Source organism: Paraburkholderia sp. SIMBA_030 (genome assembly GCF_046535245.1).
Lineage (GTDB): Bacteria > Pseudomonadota > Gammaproteobacteria > Burkholderiales > Burkholderiaceae > Paraburkholderia.
The window spans coordinates 20,548-44,564 of record NZ_JAWRXB010000012.1; the positions used below are offsets into that span (position 1 = coordinate 20,548).

General features: G+C 61.6%; 27 protein-coding genes and 1 pseudogene. 18 read left to right on the forward strand and 10 right to left on the reverse strand.

All coding sequences use genetic code 11. The features are described 5' to 3' along the window. Positions 1-46 precede the first annotated feature (46 nt). From SB772_RS21075 to SB772_RS21095, 5 genes are all read right to left on the reverse strand, one after another. Entirely contained in the window at positions 47-853 is an 807-nt protein-coding gene (locus tag SB772_RS21075; RefSeq protein ID WP_410835147.1) for a CDP-diacylglycerol diphosphatase, read from the reverse strand. Further along, complete coding sequence (iaaH, locus tag SB772_RS21080) at positions 853-2,307, reverse strand: indoleacetamide hydrolase (protein ID WP_410835148.1); 1,455 nt, start codon at positions 2,305-2,307, stop codon at positions 853-855. The genes SB772_RS21075 and iaaH overlap by 1 nt, the downstream gene beginning before the upstream one ends. Beyond that, positions 2,288-3,241: a ferritin-like domain-containing protein gene (locus SB772_RS21085; protein ID WP_410835149.1), complete on the reverse strand. Its 954-nt coding sequence runs from the start codon at positions 3,239-3,241 to the stop codon at positions 2,288-2,290. Before SB772_RS21085 ends, iaaH begins: the two co-directional genes overlap by 20 nt. Positions 3,242-3,349: 108 nt before the next feature. Next, positions 3,350-3,577 (reverse strand): transcriptional regulator, encoded by a 228-nt coding sequence (locus SB772_RS21090; protein WP_410835150.1) that lies wholly within the window; start codon positions 3,575-3,577, stop codon positions 3,350-3,352. Positions 3,578-4,052: 475 nt separating this feature from the next. After that, on the reverse strand, positions 4,053-4,712 hold the full coding sequence (locus SB772_RS21095) for an NADPH-dependent FMN reductase (protein ID WP_410835151.1): 660 nt from the start codon (positions 4,710-4,712) through the stop codon (positions 4,053-4,055). A gap of 467 nt (positions 4,713-5,179) precedes the next feature. Here SB772_RS21095 and SB772_RS21100 point away from each other — a divergent pair, with 467 nt between their 5' ends. The 3 genes from SB772_RS21100 (at position 5,180) to dmeF (ending at position 8,087) form a co-directional block, all read left to right on the forward strand. After that, positions 5,180-5,857 carry a J domain-containing protein gene (locus SB772_RS21100; RefSeq protein ID WP_410835152.1) on the forward strand — a complete coding sequence of 226 codons (678 nt, stop codon included), beginning with the start codon at positions 5,180-5,182 and terminating at the stop codon, positions 5,855-5,857. A gap of 630 nt (positions 5,858-6,487) precedes the next feature. Next, entirely contained in the window at positions 6,488-6,763 is a 276-nt protein-coding gene (locus SB772_RS21105; RefSeq protein ID WP_410835153.1) for a metal/formaldehyde-sensitive transcriptional repressor, read from the forward strand. Positions 6,764-6,797: 34 nt separating this feature from the next. Beyond that, on the forward strand, positions 6,798-8,087 hold the full coding sequence (gene dmeF, locus SB772_RS21110) for a CDF family Co(II)/Ni(II) efflux transporter DmeF (protein ID WP_410835154.1): 1,290 nt from the start codon (positions 6,798-6,800) through the stop codon (positions 8,085-8,087). A 27-nt stretch (positions 8,088-8,114) separates the two neighbouring features. Here dmeF and SB772_RS21115 read toward each other — a convergent pair whose 3' ends face one another. Next, positions 8,115-8,456 (reverse strand): H-NS family nucleoid-associated regulatory protein, encoded by a 342-nt coding sequence (locus tag SB772_RS21115; RefSeq protein WP_410835155.1) that lies wholly within the window; start codon positions 8,454-8,456, stop codon positions 8,115-8,117. Positions 8,457-9,450: 994 nt separating this feature from the next. Further along, the gene (locus tag SB772_RS21120) at positions 9,451-9,741 is read right to left on the reverse strand and encodes a hypothetical protein (RefSeq protein WP_410835356.1); all 291 of its coding nucleotides are present in this window, start codon (positions 9,739-9,741) and stop codon (positions 9,451-9,453) included. On the opposite strand from SB772_RS21120, the pseudogene SB772_RS21125 reads away from it, so the two are divergent. Then, a pseudogene (locus SB772_RS21125) lies at positions 9,680-9,808 on the forward strand (MFS transporter); the annotation flags it as partial. The gene SB772_RS21120 and the pseudogene SB772_RS21125 sit on opposite strands and share 62 nt — an antisense overlap. A 194-nt stretch (positions 9,809-10,002) precedes the next feature. After that, positions 10,003-10,491 carry a hypothetical protein gene (locus tag SB772_RS21130; protein WP_410835156.1) on the forward strand — a complete coding sequence of 163 codons (489 nt, stop codon included), beginning with the start codon at positions 10,003-10,005 and terminating at the stop codon, positions 10,489-10,491. Positions 10,492-10,664: 173 nt separating this feature from the next. Here SB772_RS21130 and SB772_RS21135 read toward each other — a convergent pair whose 3' ends face one another. Next, on the reverse strand, positions 10,665-10,931 hold the full coding sequence (locus SB772_RS21135) for a hypothetical protein (RefSeq protein ID WP_410835157.1): 267 nt from the start codon (positions 10,929-10,931) through the stop codon (positions 10,665-10,667). A 189-nt stretch (positions 10,932-11,120) separates the two neighbouring features. On the opposite strand from SB772_RS21135, the gene SB772_RS21140 reads away from it, so the two are divergent. Then, positions 11,121-11,690, forward strand: a complete 570-nt coding sequence (locus SB772_RS21140; protein WP_410835158.1) for an arsenate reductase ArsC — start codon at positions 11,121-11,123, stop codon at positions 11,688-11,690. Here SB772_RS21140 and SB772_RS21145 read toward each other — a convergent pair. Continuing rightward, positions 11,678-12,133: an NUDIX hydrolase gene (locus tag SB772_RS21145; protein WP_410835159.1), complete on the reverse strand. Its 456-nt coding sequence runs from the start codon at positions 12,131-12,133 to the stop codon at positions 11,678-11,680. The two genes, SB772_RS21140 and SB772_RS21145, sit on opposite strands and share 13 nt — an antisense overlap. A gap of 332 nt (positions 12,134-12,465) precedes the next feature. Between SB772_RS21145 and SB772_RS21150 the strand changes: the two genes are divergently transcribed. The 6 genes from SB772_RS21150 to SB772_RS21175 all read left to right on the forward strand — a co-directional run bounded on the left by SB772_RS21150 (position 12,466) and on the right by SB772_RS21175 (position 16,730). Beyond that, complete coding sequence (locus SB772_RS21150) at positions 12,466-12,783, forward strand: metalloregulator ArsR/SmtB family transcription factor (RefSeq protein WP_410835160.1); 318 nt, start codon at positions 12,466-12,468, stop codon at positions 12,781-12,783. A gap of 15 nt (positions 12,784-12,798) precedes the next feature. Next, the gene (locus SB772_RS21155; protein ID WP_410835161.1) at positions 12,799-13,233 is read left to right on the forward strand and encodes a YeeE/YedE family protein; all 435 of its coding nucleotides are present in this window, start codon (positions 12,799-12,801) and stop codon (positions 13,231-13,233) included. Position 13,234: 1 nt separating this feature from the next. Next, a complete protein-coding gene (locus tag SB772_RS21160) occupies positions 13,235-13,666 on the forward strand; it encodes a DUF6691 family protein (protein WP_410835162.1) in 432 nt (143 codons plus the stop codon). 176 nt (positions 13,667-13,842) lie between these two features. Beyond that, positions 13,843-14,595, forward strand: coding sequence for an SDR family NAD(P)-dependent oxidoreductase (locus SB772_RS21165; RefSeq protein ID WP_410835163.1), 753 nt, complete (start codon positions 13,843-13,845; stop codon positions 14,593-14,595). A gap of 81 nt (positions 14,596-14,676) precedes the next feature. Continuing rightward, positions 14,677-15,855: an L-rhamnonate dehydratase gene (gene rhmD / locus SB772_RS21170; RefSeq protein ID WP_410835164.1), complete on the forward strand. Its 1,179-nt coding sequence runs from the start codon at positions 14,677-14,679 to the stop codon at positions 15,853-15,855. 92 nt (positions 15,856-15,947) lie between these two features. Then, positions 15,948-16,730, forward strand: a complete 783-nt coding sequence (locus SB772_RS21175; protein WP_410835165.1) for an SDR family NAD(P)-dependent oxidoreductase — start codon at positions 15,948-15,950, stop codon at positions 16,728-16,730. A 15-nt stretch (positions 16,731-16,745) separates the two neighbouring features. Here the strand turns inward: SB772_RS21175 and SB772_RS21180 are convergent, their stop codons facing one another. Next, positions 16,746-17,744, reverse strand: coding sequence for a LysR family transcriptional regulator (locus tag SB772_RS21180; RefSeq protein ID WP_410835166.1), 999 nt, complete (start codon positions 17,742-17,744; stop codon positions 16,746-16,748). A gap of 139 nt (positions 17,745-17,883) precedes the next feature. Between SB772_RS21180 and SB772_RS21185 the strand changes: the two genes are divergently transcribed. The 6 genes from SB772_RS21185 (at position 17,884) to rhaS (ending at position 23,933) form a co-directional block, all read left to right on the forward strand. Next, the gene (locus SB772_RS21185) at positions 17,884-18,207 is read left to right on the forward strand and encodes an L-rhamnose mutarotase (protein ID WP_410835167.1); all 324 of its coding nucleotides are present in this window, start codon (positions 17,884-17,886) and stop codon (positions 18,205-18,207) included. A gap of 40 nt (positions 18,208-18,247) precedes the next feature. Continuing rightward, positions 18,248-19,141, forward strand: a complete 894-nt coding sequence (locus SB772_RS21190; RefSeq protein WP_410835168.1) for an amidohydrolase family protein — start codon at positions 18,248-18,250, stop codon at positions 19,139-19,141. Positions 19,142-19,183: 42 nt separating this feature from the next. Next, the gene (locus tag SB772_RS21195; RefSeq protein WP_410835169.1) at positions 19,184-20,767 is read left to right on the forward strand and encodes a sugar ABC transporter ATP-binding protein; all 1,584 of its coding nucleotides are present in this window, start codon (positions 19,184-19,186) and stop codon (positions 20,765-20,767) included. Next, complete coding sequence (locus tag SB772_RS21200) at positions 20,764-21,822, forward strand: ABC transporter permease (RefSeq protein WP_410835170.1); 1,059 nt, start codon at positions 20,764-20,766, stop codon at positions 21,820-21,822. Before SB772_RS21195 ends, SB772_RS21200 begins: the two co-directional genes overlap by 4 nt. Next, entirely contained in the window at positions 21,815-22,831 is a 1,017-nt protein-coding gene (locus SB772_RS21205; RefSeq protein ID WP_410835171.1) for an ABC transporter permease, read from the forward strand. The genes SB772_RS21200 and SB772_RS21205 overlap by 8 nt, the downstream gene beginning before the upstream one ends. 94 nt (positions 22,832-22,925) lie before the next feature. Continuing rightward, positions 22,926-23,933 (forward strand): rhamnose ABC transporter substrate-binding protein, encoded by a 1,008-nt coding sequence (gene rhaS / locus SB772_RS21210; RefSeq protein ID WP_410835172.1) that lies wholly within the window; start codon positions 22,926-22,928, stop codon positions 23,931-23,933. Positions 23,934-24,017 lie beyond the last annotated feature (84 nt).

Genomic DNA, 24,017 nt, shown 5'->3' on the forward strand with positions numbered 1-24,017 from the left:
AAAATCGTGCATAGGCGAAGGCTAAACGTGATGGCGCGAAGGTGCGTCAGCCGACGTCCGCAACGCCGCCGTCCGCAACCCGGCAGGCATGATCGAGCAATCCTTCCGCCGTGCCGCTGCCGTTGTCGACCGCGGTGCCGCTATTCACCACCAGCCAGCCGTCCTGCTCGGCCGACGGCCCCGCGCCCGTCACAAGAATGGTTTGCGTGGCCATCGCATCGGCCCCGTTGTTATCGCGCGCGACCAGATGGAATGGATCGCTTCCTTGCGTGAGCGCGGTGATTCGCATGATCCGATAGCGGTTTCCGTCGAACGTGTCCCAGCGCCACGTGCCGGGCGCATCATGCGCGTGACGCGCAAGCGTGCCACTCACGTCGCCGCGCATGCAGTCGATATGAATATGCAGTTGCTGTTGCGAGCGCCGGAAAGCGGAGTTGATCTCGAGGCCGAGCCGATTGTCGGGTAGCGATCGTTTGACCGACTTCTCCACGTAGTGCCGCGACGCCCACGCGTCGGCCCAGTAGTCTTGCGCATGGGCGTCCAGCACGCGCGGGCTTTCGATGCCGGTGATGCGGTCGGTCGGAATCAGCAGATACTGCGATCGGCCGACGATGTCCTTCAGAATCGCATAGCGTTTGTCGAGATCGACGGCGGCGCACTGGCCCGGCGTGCCGGTGGCCTGCTGCGACGGCACGCAGCGCAGATCGACGATCTTCCATAGCGCGTCGGAATCGACAGCGGCGAGGCGCGCACAGGCGCCGGCGAACGCGACCGATAGCGTGACCGCTAACGCCGCGGCGCTTCGCCGCGGGTTTCGCAACAGGACTCGCGGCACGCGGTTTTGCGTCCGCATCAAAGCGCCGGCGCGGGGAGCACGCCGAGCAATTCCTCGAACGCGACGCCGATCGCCAGCAGCCGCCGGTCGCTGCCTAGCGGGCCATCCAGTTCGAGACCGACCGGCAAGCCGCCTCGCGTCATCCCCGCAGCCAGCGATAGCCCCGGGATGCCCGATGTGCTGGCCGGATCGGTATTGCGCAGAAACGCGTCCATCGTATCGATCGGCGCGGCGCCGTCGATCGATACCGTCGACGAACCGTGCACGTCGTCGACCGGTACCGCGGCGAGGCGGGTGGTCGGAAACAGCAGCGCGTCGAGACGATTGTCCGCGAAGGTGACGGCGATATATTGCTGCAAGCGCGGCCGCCACTGGTTCAGCGCCGCTTCGTATTGCGCGCCGAGCGCATCGGCGAGGACGGCATCGTAGATGGCGCGCACATCCGGGCTCGCAATGCGGGCCGCCATTTCGGCCACGGTTTTGACCGGCGCGTCGTTGGCGACGAGCCAGGCGAGCACGTCCTCGCGCGCCTCGTGGATCGCAATCGGCCCGCCCACCAAGGCGTTCAAGGTTTCCAGGTCGCTCATCTCAACCGGCACGAAAGTTACGCCGGCCGCTTCGAGCCGGCTCAACGCGGCGCGCGCGATGTCTTCCACCTGCTTTTCGAGCCCTTCCCACAGCGGCGCGGGCAAGCCGATGCGCAGTCCGTTCAGCGCGACCGCCGGCAACGGACCCGCGCCGGTGATCACACCGTCGAGCAATGCAATGTCGGCGACCGTGCGCGCCATCGGTCCGACCGTATCGCGCGTATGGCTGATCGGCACCACGGCGTGCGGATCGTGATAGCGCCGCTGTGCGCCGCCGTTGCCCACCGAAGGACGAAACCCCGCAATGCCCGTCAAGGCGGCCGGAATGCGGGTGGAGCCGCCGGTATCGGTGCCCAGACCCGCGGGCGCGATGCGCGCGGCAATTGCCGCGGCGGTGCCGCCCGACGAGCCGCCCGGAATCAGCGTTGGGTCGTACGGATTGCGTACCGGGCCTGCATGCGTGGCGAGGTTCGTGCTGGTGATGCCGAATGCGAGTTCGTGCATGTTGGCTTTGCCGAGCACGATCGCGCCGGCGTCGATGAGACGTTGCACCGAAGGCGCGTTGGTCTTCGGCGCGAAATTTTCGAGCGCGGGCGTGCCCGCCGAAGTTTGCAGGCCGGCCGTGTTGATGTTGTCCTTCACGACGATGGCGAGACCCGCGAGCGGCAATTGCGCTTTTGCTTCGGGCGATAACGCGTCGATGCGCCGCGCGGCGGCCAGCGCTCCGTCCAGATCGATTGTGGTCAGCGCGTTGAGGCTTGCGAGCGAGGCGGCGCGGGCCAGCAGCGTGGCGATGTAGTCGGCGGCTTTGAGTCGCCCCGACTGGATCGCCTCGACTGCCTGAATCGACGTCAAAGCCAGTTGTTCATCGACGGTCCATGTCATGGCCGACGTCTCCTTGATTGATGCGGCCGGTTCGGCGCGACGGTTTCATGAAGCGTAGCGCAAAGCGTGCGAGGCTCGGCACTAGCCGCGGCCGCAGCAGTCGCGCATCGTAACCGCTCATGCGCCGGTCGTTTTCCACAAGGCACAGTTCGATCAGTTCGCCTACTTCTATCGCTTCGCCGATCACGCTGCTGCTCTCGGGCAAGAAGTTGGAATCGTGGGCGACGCCCTGGGCGTCGATATTTTTGGCGATGGCGATGCGCTGCCAGATCAGCACGGTCCAGATCGCGGCAACCCGCAGCGCATGCCAGGGCCGTCGCCACAATGGCATTGTGCGCCGATGCCACGCGACCCAGTTGGCGAAAAACAGAATATGGCGCGCCTCTTCCTGAATCACCGGCTCGAAGGTCTCGACCAGCGCCTCGGGAAAATACCCCGACTGCTGCGCCGAGCGAAACAGGCCGAAGGCGAAAAAGCTGTCGATGCATTCGCTATAGCCGGTGCGCATCCAGGCCCACTCGGCGTCGCGCGGCGCCGGGTAGGGCGGCTCGGGCGCGATCTCGATGCCGTATGCGGCGATCAGCCTGGAGAGCACGCGCTTGTGGCGCGCTTCTTCGTCCGCATCCATCATGAGCGCTTCGCGCAGCAGCGGATCGCCGATCTGTTCGGCATAGGTGCGGACATCGATCGACGCGCGGCCTTCGGTCTGCACCGCGATGTCCCAGATCGGCAGCGAACATGGACGTTCGAGCGCGTCCGGCGGCAGCGGCGGCCATTCGATCACGGTCGGTTTGTAGGGGTTGTGGGTTTCAAGCAGCATGCGGCAAAACATCTGCTTGTGCGCTTCTGAACCGGTCTTCACGCGGGTGGGGCCGCGGAATGTCCAATGGCGCAGGGTGCGGTCTTCGGCAACATCTGTCAGTGTGTCGGACATGGCAGGTGTACAGAGGGCGAGCGGATGGATCGCCTATTCTGGCACAACCATTTAAATCCCGACGTGGAGGCCCGCAGGCTGCGCCGGCCTGCCTGGCGGTCTACGGCGTTACTTGCGGCTGTCGATCCACATGCGTCCCCAGCGGAACGCATAGGCGAGCGCGTGTTCTTCGTCGAAGAAGTAATCGAGTGCGTCGAACGAATAAGCCTGGCCCTGGTTGGCGGCCTGGCTCGCGGTGGTTTTCTCGATGGTCAGGTTGGCGGCGAACAGGCCATTGGGTAGGCGTCGCGCGGCCGGTGCGACTTCGTAGCCCTTGTAGCGGATATGTGTGTTCATGGTCGTGGCGGTGAGTGTGCCCGCGTGCGTTGCCAGGGAGGCCGGCGTTCGAGGCGCAACCCCGTGCGTCAGGCGGCCGTTGAGTAAGCAGGCAGGGTGAAGCGTAGGCCGCGCCGCGCAGTGGGTGAACCAATCTTTCGTCGTAAGCAAATCAGCGAGGTCCTGGAACCGTCTTCAGGCGGTCGGACCGGACCAAAGTCGCTGTTTTCACACACACTATCCGACGCTGTTTTCGGGCAGTCTGTTCTGTGCCGCACGGTTTGCGCAAAGACGTGGCGGCTTCGCGCGAGTGCCGGGCCTGGGCTTCGACGGGGTCGTGGGAAAGGGACGCGCTGCCGGTAGGGCGTGAATGCGTGAGCGTGCGAGTTCAACGTCACATGAATCGTCGCGGACAGCTCGTGGACAGCCTTCAGCCGTTGCAATGCAGGAAGCGTCGTGGACCGCTTTCGGACCACGACGTAGTACGCAAAAGGCATTAAACCGCGTGCAGCATCCGCGCAGGTTGTGCTTCTTTGAGCGTGTTGGCGAGCGCCTCGGCCGCCGGTGTGCGATGGGCATTGAACGCCAGCGCGAATTGCGCGGCTTGCTGCCCGACCGTCGCGAGCTGGTCGACCACCTTGGCATCCGAGCACGTATCGACGGTATCGAAGCGGGTTTCCAGCGTATTGATCCCGGCGCCGAACGGCGTCGGCCAGCCGCGCAATGCGTGCACGATCGAGCGCAGCGAAGTCAGCACCGAGCCCGCGGCCTGCCAGCCATAAGCCGTGACGATACAGCCGACCGCGCGGCCATCCAGGTACGGACGCTCGTCGGCGCGCAGTTCTTCGAGCGTGTCGAGCGCATTCTTGACGAGACCCGACACCCCGCCGTGATAGCCGGGCGTGGCGATGATCAGCGCGTCCGCGTGGCGCACGGCTTCGATCAGTTCGAGTTGTTCGCCGGTGCGTTGCGGGTTTTCCGGGGCGTAGTGGGGCAGGCTATGCAGGAAGGTGCCGCCGAACAGACGGGTATTCGCGCCGGCGGCTTCCGCGCCGCGCAACGCAAAGCCGAGCGCGCGCTCGGTCGACGACGCGGCGCGTGTCGTGCCGCCGATGCCGATGACGAGGGGCCGGCGGCGATGATCGAAACTGGTCAACGAAATGCTCCTTCGGTAGCGGCTGGCGGTACGCTGGCGCGGGGTTGCGCGAGAGACGAACCGGGACGAACCGGACTTTGAAGTGTCATCTTAATGACGCTCGCCAGCCCCGCGAAGCGACTTTTTGTTCTAACGATATAACCGCGCGGGGTTATCGCGCGGCCGGCGCGCACCGCGGCAGGCGCCCGGGCGGGCTCGAGCCGGATGCCGCGCGCCGTGCAATGCGGCTCAGGCCGCGCCGGATAAGCATATGGCGAACGATTGTTTGGGGGCGCGATGACGCGAGGCTATGATCGAATCGTCTCCTCCATGACATCTCCTTGACATGGGATTCGGCCTCGCTACACCAGTGGCGGGGCCTTTTTTTCCGGCCTTTCATTTGCGCAAGCACTCGCGCTTCACAATAAAGCAGTTTTTCGCATGCTACGATGGTCCGCGATGCGATTCCCGCCGAGGTCGAGCAAGCGATGGCAACCCTATATGACACGCTCGGCGTGCACGTGCACGCCACCAGCGACGAAATCAAGCGCGCCTACCGGAAGGCCGCGATGAAGTGGCATCCCGACCGCAATGCCGACGCCGAAGCCGTAGCGCGCGCCACCTTCCAGGAAATCAAGGACGCGTACGCAATCCTGTCCGACGCCGCGCAGCGCAAGGTATACGACGCGGTCTATGCCGAGCAGATGCGCGGCTGGGAAGCGCGGCACGCACGTCAGCAGCAGGCGCAAGCCGAGCGCGAGGCGGCGGCGCGGGCGGCAGACGAAGCCGCATACGCGGAAATGGTTTCGCTGGCCATGCGTTTCGCCGACGAAGGCCACAATCGCGACGTTCTGTTCGGCGTGCTGCTCGGACGCCGGTGCGAGGCGCGGCGGGCGGCGCAGATCGCCGATAGCGTGGCGGCATTGCAGGCGGCGCGGCGCGAGGCGGAACAAGCGGAAAACGCCGAAAGGGATGATAAGACCGAGTTTGCCACCGAGGCTCCCGAGACTTCTGTGGCCCCTGCCAAAGCCGAGGCGGCGGCAGCAAAAGACGAATCCGGCAGCCACGTCAACCACGCGAGGCGCGAAGAAGGTCCACACGACGCTCACCCGCTCGGTGCGCTAGGTGGGCTCTGGTATCAGTTTCTGAACGGCCTGCGGCTTTGACCCGCGGCTGAAATTTCTGGCGGATCACGTTCGCGTCAAATCCGGCACGAACTCATCGATATGAGAATCGCGCACGCCGCGGTACGCGAGCGCGCCCGGTGTATTTGTCCGGTAGACGATGGACGTAGACCGAATTCATAGAGGTAGCGGCCTTTAGCGCCGGCGAATCCGCTTCTAGAATCAAAGCACACCTGCGGCTCATTTCTTTGCGGTGGACTTTAGTTCCCAGCGAGAAACCTGCTTCGCCAGGCTTCACCTTGTCGATTCCGAGAGGCTGACGGCCATGGTTACTTTCATCGTCGTAGTTGCTTTGGCGGCGTTCATTCCATACGTTGCAGTGCCTGGCATTGAGAATGGGGTGAAGGCCCTGTCTCCCCATTCGGCGGCGTCGGTCCACTTCGACACTTCGCCTTCGGCGCCTGACGACGGTGCGGACGCCGCCAATCGGATCCTCTCCGACCGACACGAAAGCGAGGCTTCCGTCTGAAGAGAGGCCGCCGAAGCGATAGCCTCATTTCCCTTCCAGCAAAGCGTCTGAAGCGCGTTCGTAGCGCGAATCCGTATACCCCTCCCCCCTATCAATTTTCTCCGAAAGATCTATACTCCCCCCGGGTATAGACGGAGGATTGTATGGGTCACACGATTCAGGATAAGCAGAAGCTCCTCAACCGCGTCCGCCGCATCAAGGGGCAGGTCGAAGCCATTGAGCGGGCGCTCGAGGAAGAGCACGGCTGCGCGGACGTTCTGCAACGCATTACGAGTTGCCGAGGCGCAATGAACGGTCTGCTTGCCGTCGTGCTGGAGGACCACATCAGAAACCACCTTGTCGACGCGGAAACCGACGAAGAGTCAGGTGGCAGTGCGACCGAGCAGATCATCCAGGTTGTGCACAGCTATTTCAAATGAGCAGGGCCGAAATTTCAAATGAGCAGGGCCGAAAATGAGTGATTTCAGGAACGCCGCATTCGGCGCGGGACATGACCACATCTTTCTGGGTGCAGGTCACGAAAGGAACGAGCGCAAAACGCGGGCGGTGATCGCGCTGTGCAGCGCGATGATGCTGATCGAAATCGTCACCGGGAGTATGTTCGGCTCACTTGCGCTCGTGGCCGACGGTCTTCATATGTCGACGCACGCAGGCGCCATGCTGATTGCCGCGCTCGCTTACACGTATGCACGCCGGCATGCCACCGATTCCCGCTTTGTGTTCGGTACCGGCAAGCTCGGTGACCTCGCGGGATTTACGAGTGCCATCGTGCTCGCAATGATTGCGCTGCTGATTGGCTACGAGGCGGTCTCGCGTTTCCTGTCGCCGGTACCCATTCACTTCGGCGAGGCGATTCCCATCGCTGTGGTCGGCCTGCTGGTTAACCTGGCAAGCGTGTGGCTGCTGAGCGGCGGCGACCACGGACACAGCCATGGGCATCATCACGGACACGGACATGGTCATGGTCATGGTCACGGCGAGCATGTTCACGAAGACGAGGTGCAGAAGATTTTTGCGCCGTCCGGTGTGTTTGCCGTTTCCATCTTCGAGGATGGCGTGCCGCCCGTTTTCCGGATCACGCCGGCGACGGAGGGTTCACGGCTGGACGCATCGGCAGTGTCCGTGACTACGGTGCGGCCCGATGGCGCGCAACAGGTATTCGCGCTGGCGGATCGTGGGGGCTATCTGGAATCGACGGAAGACATTCCTGAGCCGCACGCCTTCAAAGCCATCGTGCGGATGCCGGACGGCGAGCACGAAATCGAATTCGAGGAGCATGAGCACGGCCACGACGCTCATGATGCAGCGACCCGGGACCACAACATCAGGTCCGCGTACATCCATGTGATGGCGGATGCGGCGGTCTCCGTGCTGGCTATCATCGGCCTCGTACTGGCACGCGCATCTGGCTGGCTCTGGATGGACCCGCTTGCTGGTGTCATCGGCGCGCTGGTGATTGCAAACTGGTCGTACGGCCTGATGCGAGACACTGGCGCAATCCTGCTCGACATGAATCCCGACGGGTGTATGGCGGACAACGTTCGTCACGCTATCGAGGACCGTGGCGACAAGGTTGTCGACTTGCATGTGTGGCGAGTCGGGCCGGGTCACATGAGCGCCGTAGTCTCGGTTGCTACCGGTGAGCCGCAGCGGGATTCCCGCTTCTACCATGCCGTGCTCGAGCGCTTCAAGGGGCTTTCGCATGTCACGGTTGAAGTACAGCCTCCGCGAGCATCGGCCTGAACCGTGAAAGGGCGCGCGAGCGGCTAATCAGGATCGGCTGGTTGGCCGCGCGAGCGGGCTACCCGCAAACGGGTCGTTTTGCCAATCCACGCGCTGTTTTGCCGGCGGGGTGGCCGCAGGCTTGGCCGACAATTCGAAGTGGTCGATTGATTGGCCTGCACTGATTGCCTGTTTAAGCCATTGGGGCATTTCCCCTTGGCCGTCCCAGGTATCTCCCTTGGCGCTCCGATAGCGCTCCGCATTTTTTCCTTCAGCTCGCCCGGATTGTTCAGACGCTAGCACCGACGCCAGGTCTTCCGGCTTGATACCAAACTCTTCCATGCGGCGGCGGAGATACGCAATCATGCTATCTCGCTTCCTTTCGTCCATAAGATATTCGTCCTTCTAAATCGTGCGGTTTTCTGTCAAATGCAGATTGCAAGGGGCCACGAAGACAGCGAGCCCATGTAATGGGGTCGGCCTGCGGGCATAGGTTTTACTTTCGGTTGGATGAGCGTCACGGCCGCAATGGAAAAGACGGTGCTGACAACGCACTGGTTGCGAACGCCCGGTTTCATATGCAAGTTCCGTCAACTCGACGGCACCGCGCGCGGGCCAATTTTCTGCGTTATGTCGATATGATAGCGCACTGTACGGCCACCGCGCACCGTGTTGCGCTGGTTTCAGCCGGCGTGCCCATATCGCCAGTTGAATTCCTGAGCACCCGACCTATAAAGAAATAGCAGGGCAAACAATCTGCACTCCCAGCCGTGTGAATACTGATTCCGGCAAAAACGCGAGGTCGCGGTCGACATCAGTCGAAGGCTTGGCAACTATATATATATATATTCATTTAGTTCTGTGACTCGCCGCAGCAGCTCCTGTATCAGGGCATTCGTCCGTCAGCTCGATTTTGGCTACATGGCATTTTTTCGCGGGTTGGACCTCGGAATATGAAAATTTTTCCGATCGGGCCAACGCTGCTGCGCCGCATTCGAGGAGTCTGGACATGAAATTACGTTTAGTGGTGGCTTTGGCGAGCGTGGTTCTGTTGCTGGCGCCGACGGCCGTCGCGCAAGACAGCCAACAGGGCCGCGCACAGATGCTGCATAACGCAAACGAAACAGCGCAATCCAGTACCGACATACCGCTCGGAGAAACCAGACAGGACGCAGCCTATGGTGGCGTGGCCAGCGGCCGGTCGGAGACTGGAAGCCGGCAAGACCGGCCGTGCTCCGCCGGAGTGCGATGCAAGGTCTATTTTGGTCGGTGACACGTTGGCGGCATCGCGGCAAATTCGAATACCCATGCGATCGCGTCCAATTTTTTGGGCTCGTCAGCGAGCGATTTAATACGATGTTATGGTCTGGACGGCTTAGGTTTTTCACTGGGTGACGTTTAAAACCATTGTCGCAAGCGGGCGATTATCGCCTGCTTTTTTATTGTGGCTATTGCTCCGGATTCGTTTAGTCCGGTGAATCCATCCCATCCCACTCGTTGTTGAGTTACTCGCAAACAATACTGTGTTGATGGAAATTAATCTGCCGGCGAGCAATGTCTCGCCGGAGGTTGGCCGCTCGTCGTCTCTACGTTCGTGGCAGGCTGTCGTGGCGGTTGCCGGCGTGCCGCCAGGGGCTTTCATCGCCAGCTTTGCGTCGTGGCGCGCTTCGTTCATGGCAACCGGCATACTCGTCACGATCGTGGTGGTTGCGCAATTCCTTTGCGTGCGTTCCTTGCCCTCGGTAGTGAGCGGGCGCTGCTGGGGCTCGCCGTACTCGCCAGTTTTGCGGGGCGCGAAAAAGGCGTCGAGGCGGAGGCGCTCGCTTGCCTGGCGCCTTCGGAGTAGGGGGATAAACGAACGCTGATTCGTGTCTGAGTTTCCGAGTCGATAAACGGTATATACTGTTTGTATCGTTTATACACCAGGAGATTTCTGATGACCGAACCGACTGTCAAAAAGCCGTCAAAGAAGACCTTTCATTTTCCCAAGGGCGCTGTCGAGGCACCGGAGGCTGCGGCCGAGGTTGCAGTGCCGGCGACAACCGTAGCCAGCAAAAAAAGAAGTACGACCCCCAAGAAGGCATCAAAGAAGCAACCGGCTGGCAAAGTGAAAGCTACGCCAGTCGACGCTGCGCTGGTCGAGGCGGCGCCAGTCGATGCTACGCCAGCCAAAACAGCTGTGGAAGCGAAAGCCAAACGCGTGAAGAAAGAGAAGGTTGTGCGAGACAGCTTCACCATGCCGAAGTCGGACTACGACAAAATTGCGGCATTGAAACAGAAGTGTCTGGCCGAGGGCATGTCGGTGAAGAAGAGCGAAATCCTGCGTGCCGGACTACTTCTGCTCGAATCCGCGGCGCCGAAGCGACTGCTCGCAGCGGTGTCTTCCGTTGAGCAAGTCAAGACGGGGCGTCCCGCAAAAACGTAAACCTGCGATGGGCGTCGGTGCAATGCAGCTTGTCCACCAGGTGGCCTATCGGTCTTTTCCCAGCCGGTTCCCGCGGTTACTGCGGTTACGTCGCCGCGGCAAGCGGTGCACGTGGGGCACCAAGCCAGCGCGTTCCGCGGATGCAGCCGGCTGGATAGGGCCTGCGCGGAATTTTAGCGGTGAGGATTTCCGAAGCCGTTGATTGGCCCGCTCTCTGGATATCGGCTTTCGAACGTTTGATGCATGCGCTTTAACAGCGCAAGGTATTGCTGCCCCTGAGGTGTTAGAACCGTTTGCGCTGCAATGGCGTTGGTTTCGTCCCAGAGCCGTTCGAATTTGTCACGGGCGACGGTGTCGGGCAGCTTCGACGCCATCAGATCCGCAAAGTCCTTGTCGATGGCCTCCGGCGAACGCGCAGGCTTGGCAGTGTTTTCGGACATCTCGCGAATAGTCGAAAAGGGTTTAAGTTGACTTTGCGTGATTCACAGGCGCCTCAGGTACCGCTATAGCCGGTCGACCAGCCTGACGGCTGGCGCCGACACTCTTCGGGTCATTGTACTGTCACGGACCTGCAAGACTCGCTTGGCAAAATCCCGCACATAAGCAAAATACATAGTCGGGGAACGAGATTGACGAGGAAATATAACGTGCTGTTTCTCTGCCGGGAGAACTCAGCGCGCAGCATTATCGCCGAGGCTTTGCTGCGCGAGCTAGCCGGCCACCGATTCGAAGCGTTTAGTGCCGGTAAAGAGCCGGCCGCACGCGCCCACCCCCTGACGATCGCTCAACTACGCGCGTGCATTTCCGACCTGCGCCCGCTCAGTCCGAAAAGCTGGCTCGAATTTACGGCTGAATGGGCACCATCGATGGACCTGGTCATTGCGCTGGACGACAGCGTCGACGAATATCATGCGCCAACGTTTCCCGGCGCGCCTCCATTTTCCAGATGGAATTTTGCAGATCCATTGGCCGAGGGCATGACGTTGCTCGAGCGCGAGCGCTCATTTGAAAAGGTGTTCTGGCAGATAGTGCGGCGAGTCAGCGTTTTCGCGGCGTTGCCTGGATACGCGGTGACTGCGCCGATGCGTGCGTCAGTCGTCAACGAACCATCTTGTGGCGACGAGGCGTTTTGTGCGACCGGAGCGTCGCGAAGGCGGGGCGCCGGCGTGGCACTCCCGGGCGTGGACTACCCGCCATAAATCGCATCCTGGAACACCGCGCGAAGATTACTAACAAAGGCTGTCGCCCGCTTGTGGCGGCTGGTCTCTCTCGATGCGCTGCTGGGGGCGATGGCCAGTACGTCGACAATCCCCTTCGTCGAGACGCTCGTTGCGAAATTCGCGACGTCCGTGACTTTGACCCAGCAGCAACGCGTAATCTCGTTGCTGGGCACAGGGCGCTGTCCTTGTGCAATCTGCGCGGCAAACACGTGGTGACACGTGCGCGTACCGGTAAAGCCGAACATGTATCGCACGCTCACCGCATCAAGGCGGGTTTCCTCCATCAACTCGCGCACCGCGGCCTCCTGCAGGTCTTCGCCGACCATGGGCTTGCCGCCAGGCAGTGACCAGCGGGAGCCTTCCCGGCTGACCAGCAGAATGCGCGTACCAAGCTGACAGATAACAGTCGCTCGCTGCTTCACCGTGTCTCTTCCATTTTCTGGAGCGTGGATGACACGTGCGTCCTGCACACCTGATTTCGGCGCAGCGGGTACGGTTCCATTACGGCTCCTATTCTCCACAGAGCGTGGTAACGGGTTCCCGTCACATCGATCGCTCCGCCCTCGGTAAGGGTGTGTCCGACGATGGTCGTTCTGAAGTATGACAATTTTGTGGCGTGGGTCATCTTCAGGTGACAGGGTCGAAGAACGGTGAACGATAGGCTGCATCCTGACCTCCTCAGATGTTACTCATTTTATTCACAAACAATTTACTATGTAATATAATATATACGTATAAATTATAGGATGATGAAATGAGGAAGAAGTCCGCCCGAATCGACCTTTCGGCGATGCAGGCATCGGCAGAGAAAGCCTGTGCGCTACTGAAGGTGCTGGCAAATCCTGACCGGTTGCTTCTGATGTGCCAATTATCCAAGGGCGAATTGTGCGTGAGCGACCTGGAAGAACAGTTGGGCATACGTCAGCCCACGCTCTCCCAGCAACTCGGCGTACTTCGTGATAACGAACTCGTCGAGACGCGCCGTGAAGGGAAAAGTATCTTTTATTCCATTGCGAGCAAGGAAGCGATTGCGGTCATGACCGTGCTGTACGACCAGTTTTGCGCCCAATGAAGATGAGGAGAGGCCATGTCGATTGATATTGCGAGTTTCACGCCGGGCTTGTCACTGACTGGCGGCCTGGTGATTGGCGCCGCGGCTGCCGTGCTTGTTTTCTTCAACGGACGTATCGCTGGCATTAGCGGCATTCTCGGTGGCCTGCTAGGCACGCCACAGAACGATGCGGGATGGCGTGTCGCTTTTCTTGCAGGACTTGTCGGGGCACCTGTGCTGGCAGGCTTGCTGGGTAAGCCGATAGCGCCCGATATCCAGTCCGGATGGAGCGAAATACTCATAGCAGGCTTTCTGGTAGGCATCGGCACGCGTTACGCGAGCGGTTGCACAAGCGGCCATGGTGTCTGCGGCATCTCGCGTGGCTCCATCCGTTCGCTTGTCGCGACGGCAACATTCATGGCAAGCGGTTTTCTGACCGTATTCGTGTCCAGACATCTGCTGGGAGGCTGAGATGGGTTTGCTCACCGCGTTACTTTCCGGGCTCCTGGTTGGCGTCGGCCTGATGGTGTCCGGCATGGCCAATCCGGCAAAGGTGCTGGGATTTCTCGACATCGCGGGACGATGGGACCCGTCTCTCGCATTCGTCATGGCCGGCGCGATAGTCATCGGTTCTGTCGCGTTCCTGTTTGCAAAACGCCGAAAAAGATCCCTGCTAGGTCTGCCCATGCAGATTCCGGCCAGCACCGACGTGACGTTGAGACTTGTGCTGGGAAGCGCGGTGTTCGGCGTCGGCTGGGGGCTTGCAGGATTTTGCCCGGGGCCCGCGCTGGTCGCACTGGGCGCTGGCTTTCCGAAGGCGTGGGGTTTTGTGGCCGCGATGCTCGGCGGCATGATTGTGTTCGAGTTGCTCGAGCGCGCGAAGCTGAGTCGGCAGCAGGCTTGAGTCGCTGCGCCCTGAGCTGCGAAAACCATTCCCGATCCGCTTTTGTTATCACCCCCTGCAATACTCGGATTGTTCGTGCATCGCACCGCTCGTATATTTGCTGAACAGAAAGCAGAGCCAGCAGAAATACAACAACTGAAAGGCACGCCGTTCACGCGTGTCACAGGAGCACAGCGATGAATCGAATCGATCTGGAGGGGCGCGTCGTCGTCGTTACCGGCGGCGCGCGCGGCATCGGCTACGCGGTGGCGCAACGGGCATTGAACTCGGGCGCCTCGGTCGCGTTGTGGGACATCGACGCGGAGCGGCTGGCGCGCAGCGAGCGCGAATTGAGCGAACTGGGCAAAGTGTCCGCCGTCGCGGTCGAACTCACTCAGGAAGCGGCGGTCGCTCAGGCGGTGGCACAAACCGTCGCCGCCCATGGTGCGATCGACGTGCTGATCAACAGCGCGGGCATCACTGGCGGTAACGGCGCGACATGGGAGCTGGACCCCGACATCTGGCGCCGTGTGATCGATGTGAATCTGATCGGCCCGTATCTCACCTGTCGCGCGGTCGTGCCGCAAATGCTCAGGCAAGGCTATGGCCGGATCGTCAATATCGCGTCGGTGGCCGGCAAAGAGGGCAACCCGAACGCGTCGCACTACAGCGCGTCCAAAGCCGGGCTGATCGGCCTGACCAAATCTCTTGGCAAAGAACTCGCAACGAAGAACATTCTCGTCAATGCAGTCACGCCCGCTGCGGCCAAAACCGAGATCTTCGATTCGATGTCGCAGCAGCATATCGACTACATGCTCTCGAAGATCCCTATGAACCGTTTCCTGCTGCCCGAAGAAGCGGCGTCGCTGATTCTCTGGCTGGCGTCGGAAGACTGCGCGTTCAGCACCGGCTCGGTGTTCGATCTGTCCGGCGGACGCGCGACGTACTGAACGTACTGAAATTGAGTGCATCGCGCCCGCCAGGCGCGTTTCCGGCTGCGCGCCCGACGCACCAACAACGGAGCCCTGTTCATGGCCATGCCCACTATCCGGCACGTGCGTGCCTTCATCGTCCGCGGCGGCGGTGCCGACTATCACGACCAACCCGACGGACACTGGATCGACGATCATATTTCGACGCCAATGGCGCGTTACCCGGAGTATCGGCAGAGCCGCCAGTCGTTCGGGATCAATGTGCTCGGCACGCTGGTGGTGGAGATCGAAGCGAGCGACGGCACCGTCGGCTTCGCGGTGACGACGGGCGGCGAGATCGGCGCGTTCATCGTCGAGAAACATCTGGCGCGTTTTCTCGAAGGCCAGCTCGTCACCGACATCGAGAAGATGTGGGATCAGATGTACTTCTCGACGCTGTATTACGGCCGCAAGGGTGTGGTGCTGAATACGATTTCCGGTGTCGATCTGGCCTTGTGGGATCTGCTCGCCAAGGTTCGCAAGGAACCGGTGTACCAACTATTGGGCGGGCCGGTGCGCGACGAACTCGTGTTCTACGCAACCGGCGCGCGTCCGGATCTCGCGAAGGAAATGGGTTTCATCGGCGGCAAATTGCCGTTGCAGCACGGTCCTGCTGAAGGCGATGCGGGGCTCAAGCAGAATCTGGACACGCTGGCGGAGATGCGCAGCCGTGTCGGCGACGATTTCTGGCTGATGTTCGATTGCTGGATGAGCCTCGACGTGCCGTATGCAACGCGGCTCGCCCAGGCCGCACACGAATACGGCCTGAAATGGATCGAAGAATGCCTGCCGCCGGACGATTACTGGGGTTACGCCGAACTGCGCCGCAACGTGCCGCGCGGCATGATGGTATCGACCGGCGAACATGAAGCGACGCGTTGGGGTTTTCGCATGCTGCTGGAGATGCAGTGCTGCGATCTGATTCAGCCGGATGTCGGCTGGTGTGGCGGCATGACGGAGCTGATCAAGATTTCCGCGCTCGCGGACGCGCACAATGTGATGGTGGTGCCGCACGGTTCATCGGTGTATAGCTATCACTTCGTCGTCACGCGGCACAACTCGCCGTTCGCCGAGTTTCTGATGATGGCGCCGAAAGCGGATCAGGTGGTGCCGATGTTCACGCCGCTGTTGCTCGATGAACCCGTGCCGGTGAATGGGCGGATGAAGGTGCCGGATACGCCGGGCTTCGGCGTGCGGCTGAATCCGGAATGCGCACTGGTGCGGCCTTATCCGCGTTGAAAACGCGTTGAACGGTCAACAAGCGGTCAATGAGCGCTCCGGCCGCTCAATGAGCAATAAGACTCAGTATCGATCCAGCAAAGGAGAATGACGTGCTGCTCAAGGACAAGGTCGTGATCGTCACCGGCGGCTCCCGCGGCATCGGCCGCGCGATAGCCGTTGCGTGCGCAGCCGAAGGCGCGGATGTAGCGATCAACTACTGGGGCGATAACGACGCATCGTACGGGCGTCGTTCCGCCATCGAAGAAGTGGTCGGCGAAATCGAGGCATTGGGGCGGCGCGTGATCGCAATCGAAGGCAACGTCGCCGCGCGCGAGACCGGTCAGCAACTCGTGCGCCGTACCGTCGAAGCATTCGGCAAAGTCGACGTGCTCGCCAGCAACGCCGGCATCTGTCCGTTTCATGCCTTTCTCGACATGCCGCCCGAGGTATTGGAGTCGACGGTGGCGGTCAATCTGAACGGCGCGTTTTATGTCACGCAAGCGGCTGCGCGGCAAATGAAAGCGCAAGGCACGGGCGGGGCGATCGTCGCGACGAGTTCGATCAGCGCATTGGTGGGCGGCGGCATGCAGACTCACTACACGCCGACCAAAGCGGGCGTGCATTCATTGATGCAATCGTGCGCGGTCGCGTTGGGGCCGTACGGCATTCGCTGCAATTCGGTGATGCCGGGCACGATCGCAACCGATCTGAACGCAGAAGATCTCGCCGACGAAGCAAAGAAAGCGTACTTCGAAAAACGCATTCCGCTCGGCAGATTGGGCCGTCCGGAAGACGTCGCCGATTGTGTGGTGTTTCTCGCATCCGATCGCGCGCGCTATGTGACCGGCGCCGCGTTGCTGGTGGATGGCGGTCTGTTCGTCAATTTGCAGTAACGCGCGATGCCTATTTCAATTGACCGAAGCAGGTGCGATCGTGGAACCCGTTGCAGGGGCAGCGGGTTCGTCGCGTGCGAGTTCGCGCGAAAAACCACGCAACAGGTCGATGAAACGCAGCGCCGGTTCGGCGAGCGCTTCTTCCTTGCGCGTAAGAATGCCGAAGCCGGCGAGGCTCTTGCCGATTTCGAGCGGCAGCGCAACCAGCAGCTTGCCGCGCACATGATCGCGCACGACCGACTCCGGCAGCATCGCCACCGCATCGTAGTTTTCAAGCAATTGCAGGGTCGCGAAGATCGATGCGCATTCGGTCAGGTTGACAGGCGTGGCGAGTCCCGCGCGCGCGAGTTCCTCTTCGAACAGTACACGTGCCGGGCTGGTGACAGGTTGCGCGACCCACGGCCAGTCGATCAATTCCCGCAAAGTGATGGAAGCGCGCTGCGCCAGCGGATGCACCGAACGCACGACCAGCAGCAAGGTCTCGCGCGCGAGCGGCTCGAAGCTGAAGTCATTGTGCTGCAACGGACTGGTCAGGCGCCCGAGCGCCAGATCGACTTCGCGGCGATGCAGCAATTGCACGACCTGATCGCTGGTTTCGCCGAGAATGCGCACGTTCAGCAGTGGGCTTTCGGTTTTGAGCGCGGCGACCGCCATCGCCAGCAGATCGGGGGCGGCGCCCATGATCGCGCCCACGGTCAACTGGCCGTGTCCGCCGCGGCGTTTTACCTCGAGGTCTTCGGCGAAGCGGGTCAACTCGGCCAGCGCGCGCCGCGCGTAAGCGAGCGTGACGACGCCGAGCGGGGTAGGCGTCATGCCGCGCGCGTTGCGCTCGAACAGCAGGAAGCCGAACGCATCTTCGATATCGCCGAGCATGCGGCTCGCGCTGGGTTGTGCGACGTTGACCGCCTCGGCGGCTTGATGGAGATTGCGCGCGTCGTCGAGCGCGACGAGCAGCGCGAGGTGCTTGAACTTGAGCCGGTTGACGAGGGCGACGGCAGCTGAGTGTTGGCTCATGGTTCCGGTGCGATTCGGTTTCTGGATCGCCCAATCCCAACAACGGATTGAGATGCTATCGACGCAGGAATTATAGTCGCTTCAGACGCTTATACGCTTCGCCAGGAAAGCGCCCGAAGACGACGGGAGACAGGCCGCAATGGAAACAATCGCTTTCCGGATGGTGCTCAACCCCGGCATGCGCGAGGAATACGAACGACGTCACGCGCAGATCTGGCCCGAGCTGGTTGATGCATTGCACAACGCCGGTGTGCGCGACTATCGAATCTTCTTCGACGAGGAGTCGCACTATCTCTTCGCCATTCTGACCCGCGACACGAATCATGGAATGGACGAACTGCCGCAACTCGACGTGATGCGCAAATGGTGGGACTACATGGCCGACATCATGCACACGGCCCCCGATCACACACCGCATCAACAGCCGCTCGAACTGGTCTTTCATCTGAGTTCGCTGAGCTGACGTTGCTGACTTGTTGCCCCCAATGGGCGGAGGGTGTCGCATGCAGGTTGTCGATTCGCATATCCATCTGTGGGATCTGAAAACGCATTGCTATCCGTGGCTGGAAAATCCGGGCGTGTCGTTTGTGGGTGACGCGCGCGCGTTGAAGCACGACTATCTGCTCGCCGATCTGCTCGGTGAAGCAGGCGATATCGAGGTGCTGAAACTGGTGCACGTCGAAGCGAATCACGATCCTGCCGATCCGGTCGAAGAAACGCGCTGGCTGCAGTCGATTGCGGATCGCGCCGAATCGCGCGGCATGCCGAACGCGATCGTCGCGGCCGTGGATCTGTCGGCGCCGAACGCGCCGCAGGTGCTCGAAGCGCATGCGGCGTTCGCCAATACGCGCGGCGTGCGGCAGATTCTGAACGTGCACGGCAACAAGCTGTTCGATTACGTCGGCCGACATTTCATGCGCGAGCCGCAGTGGCGCGAGCATTTCGCGTTGCTGCGCCGTTACGACATGTCGTTCGATTTGCAACTGTATCCGTCACAGATGGAGGAGGCGGCAGCGTTGGCGCGGGAGCATGGCGACACGCTCTTTATCGTCAATCATGCGGGGATGTTCGTGGACCGCGATAGCGTTGCCGGCTATCGGGCGTGGCGGGACGGTATGCGCTTACTGGCGGGTTGCAGGAATGTGGCTGTGAAAATCAGCGGATTGGCGATGTTCGATCATCAGTGGACAGTTGAAAGTCTGCGGCCTTATGTGCTGGAAACGATCGATACGTTCGGCGTGGAACGCGCGATGTTCGCGTCGAACTTTCCGGTCGATCGGTTGTTCGGCTCGTATGCGGATTTATGGCATGCGTATGCGTCGATCGTCGGCGGCGCGAGCGCGGCGGAGAAAGACGCGCTGTTCTGGCAAAACGCGGAACGTATCTATCGCATCTGAAGAAGACCTCACAAGCCAGGCACAAAGAGAAGGAGACAAGCAGTGCAGCAACCGACATCCGCTGTGCCCAGGCTCGAACTGCGGCATGCGAGCAAATCTTTCGGCCGGGTCCGTGCGCTATCCGACGGCGATCTCGCGCTATGGCCTGGCGAAGTGCATGCGCTGCTGGGCGAAAACGGCGCGGGCAAATCGACGGTAGTGAAGATTCTCGCGGGCGTGCATCAACCGGACACCGGCGAGCTTCTGATAGACGGCGTGGCACGCCGCTTCGCAACGCCGGCTGAAGCGCGCGATGCGGGCCTCGCGGTCATCTATCAGGAGCCGACGCTGTTCTTCGATCTGTCGATTGCGGAGAACATTTTCATGGGGCGGCAGCCGGTCGATCGGTTCGGCCGCATTCAATACGACGCGATGCGCCGCGAGGTGGACGGACTGCTCGCCTCGCTCGGTGTCGACTTGCGCGCCGATCAACTGGTGCGCGGATTGTCGATTGCCGATCAGCAGGTGATCGAAATTGCCAAGGCGTTGTCGTTGAACGCGAACGTGCTGATCATGGATGAGCCGACCGCCGCGTTGTCGCTGCCGGAAGTCGAACGGCTCTTTGCGATCGTGCGCAAGCTGCGCGAGCGCGATGTGGCGATTCTGTTCATCACGCATCGGCTCGACGAAGTATTCACGCTGACGCAACGTGTCACGATCATGCGGGACGGCGTCAAAGTGTTCGACGCACTCACGGCGGACCTCACGACCGAGGCGATCGTCGCGAAGATGGTCGGCCGCGATCTGGAAAGCTTTTATCCGAAGGCCGATTGTCCGGCCGGCGAAGTACGCCTGTCGGTGCGCGGCCTCACCCGAGTGGGCGTGTTCAAAGACATTTCGTTCGACGTCCGCGCCGGCGAAATCGTCGCGCTGGCGGGCCTGGTGGGCGCGGGGCGCAGTGAAGTGGCACGGGCGATCTTCGGCATCGACCCGCTCGACGCCGGCGAAATCTGGATCGGCGGTAAGCGTCTCACCGCGGGCCGGCCGGCGGCGGCGGTGCGCGCCGGTCTCGCGCTGGTGCCGGAAGATCGCCGGCAGCAAGGTCTGGCGCTGGAGTTGAGCATCGCGCGCAATGCATCGATGACGGTGCTCGGACGCCTCGTCAAACATGGCCTCGTCTCCACGCGCAGCGAGACGCAACTGGCGAATCAATGGGGCACGCGCTTGCGCCTCAAAGCCGGCGATCCGCATGCGCCGGTCGGCACGCTGTCCGGTGGCAATCAGCAAAAGGTTGTGCTCGGCAAGTGGCTGGCGACCGGGCCGAAAGTATTGATCATCGACGAACCCACGCGCGGCATCGACGTCGGCGCCAAGGCCGAGGTGTATGGCGCGCTCGCCGAACTGGTGCGCGACGGCATGGCGGTGCTGATGATTTCGAGCGAATTGCCCGAAGTGCTCGGCATGGCCGATCGCGTGCTGGTGATGCACGAGGGACGTATCAGTGCGGATATCGCGCGCGCCGAAGCGAACGAAGAACGCATCATGGGCGCCGCACTCGGCCAACCGATTCCGCCGTTGGGGCGTGCGCTGAAGGAAGTCCCCCGCGCCGAAGGAAGTCCCCTTGGGGGATTGGGGGGTGCCGCATGATGCGCCATTCGTCGACCCATCCCGCGCCGCTTCGGGCGCCCGTTGCGAAGCGCGCGAGCGCAAGCGCCGGCGGTTTGTTCGCGAACCTCGCCAAAAGCCGCGAGACGACGCTTTTCGTCGTGCTCATTCTGCTGATCGTCGGCACCGGGCTCGCGAAGCCGCAGTTTCTCAATCTGCAAAACCTGCGCGACGTACTGCTGAATGTGTCGATCATCAGCTTGCTGACGGCGGGCATGACGGTGGTGATCCTGATGCGGCATATCGATCTTTCAGTGGGATCGACGGTCGGCATCAGCGCCTACGCAGTCGGCAGCCTGTATGTCGCGTTTCCGCATATGCCCGTGATCGTCGCGCTGGCGGCGGGGCTTGCGATCGGTCTGGTGGCGGGTGGCATCAACGGGCTGCTGGTTGCGGTGGGGCGCGTGCCGTCGCTGGTGGCGACACTTTCCACGCTCTACATCTTTCGCGGCGCGGACTACGCGTGGGTGCACGGCGGGCAGATCAACGCGACCAGCTTGCCTGATGCGTATTCCCGTCTCGCCACCGGCGCTTTCCTCGGCATACCGACGCTCGCGTTGATCGCCATCGTCGTGCTGACCGGTCTTGCTGTCTATCTGAAACAGTTTCGCGGCGGCCGCGAACACTACGCGATCGGCTCGAATCCCGAAGCCGCGCGCCTTGCCGGCGTGAACGTCGAGCGTCGCGTGATGTCGGGCTTTCTGCTGTCCGGCGCGATAGCCGGATTCGCGGGCGCGCTGTGGCTCGCACGCTTCGGCACCGTCGATGCGAGCACCGCGAAGGGGATCGAATTGCAGGTGGTCGCCGCGGCGGTGGTAGGCAGCGTCGCGATTACGGGCGGCGTCGGCACGATTCTCGGTGCGACGCTCGGCGCGCTCGTGCTGGGCGTCATCAGCATCGCGCTGGTCGTGCTGCACGTGTCGCCATTCTGGGAGCAGGCGATCGAGGGCACGCTGATCGTTGCCGCGATTACCGTCGATACCTTGCTGGCCCGCTCCGTCGCCAAACGCATGATGAGGAAACGCGATCATGGCTAAACCCGATTCCGCCCTGCTCACGCGCAAGCGCGAAACGCCGCTGCAATGGGAAGTATTGCTGGTGATCGTGCTGGTTTTGTCGCTCGCGCTTGGGCGCTTGTTGTCGCCGGTGTTTCTCACCGGCGCGAATCTCAGCAACGTATTGGCGGATCTGACCGAGATCGCGTTGATGGCGTTGCCGATGACGCTGATTATCGTCGCGGCGGAGATCGATCTGTCGGTGGCGTCGGTGTTGGGCGCGTCCAGTGCGTTGATGGGCGTGCTCTGGCATATGGGCTTGCCGATGCCGGTGGTGATCGGGCTCGTTTTGATTGCCGGCGCGTTGGCCGGCTTGCTGAACGGATTGGTCATCGTGAAGCTCAATCTGCCTTCGCTAGCGGTCACGATCGGTACGTTGGCGCTGTTTCGCGGCCTCGCGTATGTGCTGCTCGGCGATCAGGCGGTGGCGGATTTTCCGGCGGCTTATACGGCGTTCGGCATGGATACCGTCGGCGCGACGTTTATTCCGTTGCCGTTTGCGATCGTGATCGTCGCGGCGGTGCTGTTTACCGTGTTGCTGCAATCCACGGCGTTTGGCCGCAGCCTCTATGCGATCGGCGCGAATCCGACGGCGGCGGCTTTCTCCGGCATCGAAGTAGCTAAGATCAGGCTGCGCCTGTTCGTGCTCTCCGGTGCGATGAGTGCGTTGGCGGGCGTCGTCTATACGCTGCGGTTCACTAGTGCGCGTGGCGATAACGGCGAAGGTTTCGAGTTGTCGGTGATCGCGGCGGTGCTGTTCGGCGGCGTGAGTATTTTCGGCGGACGCGGCTCGATGATCGGCGTCTTGTTGTCGCTGCTGATTATCGGCGTGCTGAAAAACGCGCTGACGCTAGACGACGTATCGAGCGAAACGCTCACGATCGTCACCGGCGTGTTGCTGCTTGCATCGGTGCTGATTCCCAATCTGGTCGCCCGTTGGCGTGCAGCGCGCGACCGGCGTTTCATCGCGAAGTCTGCGTCTTCCTTATAACTTCCCCGTAAAACCGGCTGACAAGCGAAATACCAGCAGCGATACCGGCAACCCGACTAGCATCACGTCCAACAACCAAAGCAGGAGACACTTCATGTTCAAACCTCTACGTCACACCGGCGCAGCCGCGCTCTGCGTTGCGCTGCTGGCGATCAGTTGCGCGGCGGGCGCCGCCGGCCTCAAAAGCGGCCTGAAGATTGCGTTCGTGCCGAAGCAGATCAACAACCCGTACGAAGTGATCGCCGATGACGGCGGCATGGCCGCGATCAAGGAATTCAACGGCACAGGCAAGGTAGTGGGGCCGTCGGATGCGGGCGCGTCATCACAAGTGCAATACATCAACACGTTGATTACGCAACGGCAGGACGCGATCGTGATTGCGGCGAATGACGCGAACGCTGTCGTGCCGTATCTGAAGAAAGCGATGTCGCAAGGCATCAAGGTCGTGACCTTCGATTCGGACACGGCGCCTGAAGGGCGGCAACTGTTCGTCAACCAGGCGAATGCCGAAGGGATCGGCCGCGGACAGATCCAGCTGGTTTCCAAGCTGATGGGCGGCGAGGGCGAATTCGCGGTGCTGTCGGCTACACCTAACGCGACCAATCAGAACACGTGGATCAAGTGGATGCAGGAGGAGCTGAAAAAACCCGAGTATTCGAAGATGAAGCTCGTGAAGATCGCCTACGGTAACGACGACGATCAGAAGTCGTTCGTCGAAACGCAAGGCTTGTTGCAGGCGTATCCGAATCTGAAGGCGATCGTCGCGCCGACCACGGTTGGCATTGCGGCCGCGGCGCGTTATATCTCGTCGTCGTCGAGCAAGGGCAAAGTGGCGGTGACCGGATTGGGGACGCCCAACCAGATGCGTGCGTTCGTGAAGAACGGCACGGTCAAGGCGTTCCAGTTGTGGGATCCGAATCAGCTGGGGTATCTGGCGGGTTATGCGGCGGCAGCGCTGGCATCGGGCACGATAGCCGGTAAGGAAGGCGAATCGTTCGACGCCGGCAAGCTCGGCAAACGCACCATTGGACCGCAAGGCGAAATCATTCTCGGACCGCCGACCACGTTCGACGCGAGCAACATCGATAACTTTAACTTCTGACACGCCTGGATCGCCGCGCCCATCAAGCGCGGCGACACGCTTCAAAACGAGCGGACGACGCGCGCGGGACCATGAAAGCCGGCC

Bases quoted from the DNA above. Each gene is read 5' to 3' on its own strand.
- SB772_RS21185 (WP_410835167.1), top strand. From the start codon at position 17,884: ATGGAAACAATCGCTTTCCGGATGGTGCTCAACCCCGGCATGCGCGAG.
- iaaH (WP_410835148.1), bottom strand. From the start codon at position 2,307: ATGACATGGACCGTCGATGAACAACTGGCTTTGACGTCGATTCAGGCA.
- SB772_RS21115 (WP_410835155.1), bottom strand. From the start codon at position 8,456: ATGGACGAAAGGAAGCGAGATAGCATGATTGCGTATCTCCGCCGCCGC.
- SB772_RS21100 (WP_410835152.1), top strand. From the start codon at position 5,180: ATGGCAACCCTATATGACACGCTCGGCGTGCACGTGCACGCCACCAGC.
- SB772_RS21180 (WP_410835166.1), bottom strand. From the start codon at position 17,744: ATGAGCCAACACTCAGCTGCCGTCGCCCTCGTCAACCGGCTCAAGTTC.
- SB772_RS21155 (WP_410835161.1), top strand. From the start codon at position 12,799: ATGTCGATTGATATTGCGAGTTTCACGCCGGGCTTGTCACTGACTGGC.
- rhaS (WP_410835172.1), top strand. From the start codon at position 22,926: ATGTTCAAACCTCTACGTCACACCGGCGCAGCCGCGCTCTGCGTTGCG.
- SB772_RS21090 (WP_410835150.1), bottom strand. From the start codon at position 3,577: ATGAACACACATATCCGCTACAAGGGCTACGAAGTCGCACCGGCCGCG.
- SB772_RS21205 (WP_410835171.1), top strand. From the start codon at position 21,815: ATGGCTAAACCCGATTCCGCCCTGCTCACGCGCAAGCGCGAAACGCCG.
- SB772_RS21150 (WP_410835160.1), top strand. From the start codon at position 12,466: ATGAGGAAGAAGTCCGCCCGAATCGACCTTTCGGCGATGCAGGCATCG.
- SB772_RS21200 (WP_410835170.1), top strand. From the start codon at position 20,764: ATGATGCGCCATTCGTCGACCCATCCCGCGCCGCTTCGGGCGCCCGTT.
- SB772_RS21075 (WP_410835147.1), bottom strand. From the start codon at position 853: ATGCGGACGCAAAACCGCGTGCCGCGAGTCCTGTTGCGAAACCCGCGG.
- SB772_RS21165 (WP_410835163.1), top strand. From the start codon at position 13,843: ATGAATCGAATCGATCTGGAGGGGCGCGTCGTCGTCGTTACCGGCGGC.
- SB772_RS21085 (WP_410835149.1), bottom strand. From the start codon at position 3,241: ATGTCCGACACACTGACAGATGTTGCCGAAGACCGCACCCTGCGCCAT.
- SB772_RS21135 (WP_410835157.1), bottom strand. From the start codon at position 10,931: ATGTCCGAAAACACTGCCAAGCCTGCGCGTTCGCCGGAGGCCATCGAC.
- rhmD (WP_410835164.1), top strand. From the start codon at position 14,677: ATGGCCATGCCCACTATCCGGCACGTGCGTGCCTTCATCGTCCGCGGC.
- SB772_RS21130 (WP_410835156.1), top strand. From the start codon at position 10,003: ATGACCGAACCGACTGTCAAAAAGCCGTCAAAGAAGACCTTTCATTTT.
- SB772_RS21105 (WP_410835153.1), top strand. From the start codon at position 6,488: ATGGGTCACACGATTCAGGATAAGCAGAAGCTCCTCAACCGCGTCCGC.
- SB772_RS21160 (WP_410835162.1), top strand. From the start codon at position 13,235: ATGGGTTTGCTCACCGCGTTACTTTCCGGGCTCCTGGTTGGCGTCGGC.
- SB772_RS21120 (WP_410835356.1), bottom strand. From the start codon at position 9,741: ATGAACGAAGCGCGCCACGACGCAAAGCTGGCGATGAAAGCCCCTGGC.
- dmeF (WP_410835154.1), top strand. From the start codon at position 6,798: ATGAGTGATTTCAGGAACGCCGCATTCGGCGCGGGACATGACCACATC.
- SB772_RS21190 (WP_410835168.1), top strand. From the start codon at position 18,248: ATGCAGGTTGTCGATTCGCATATCCATCTGTGGGATCTGAAAACGCAT.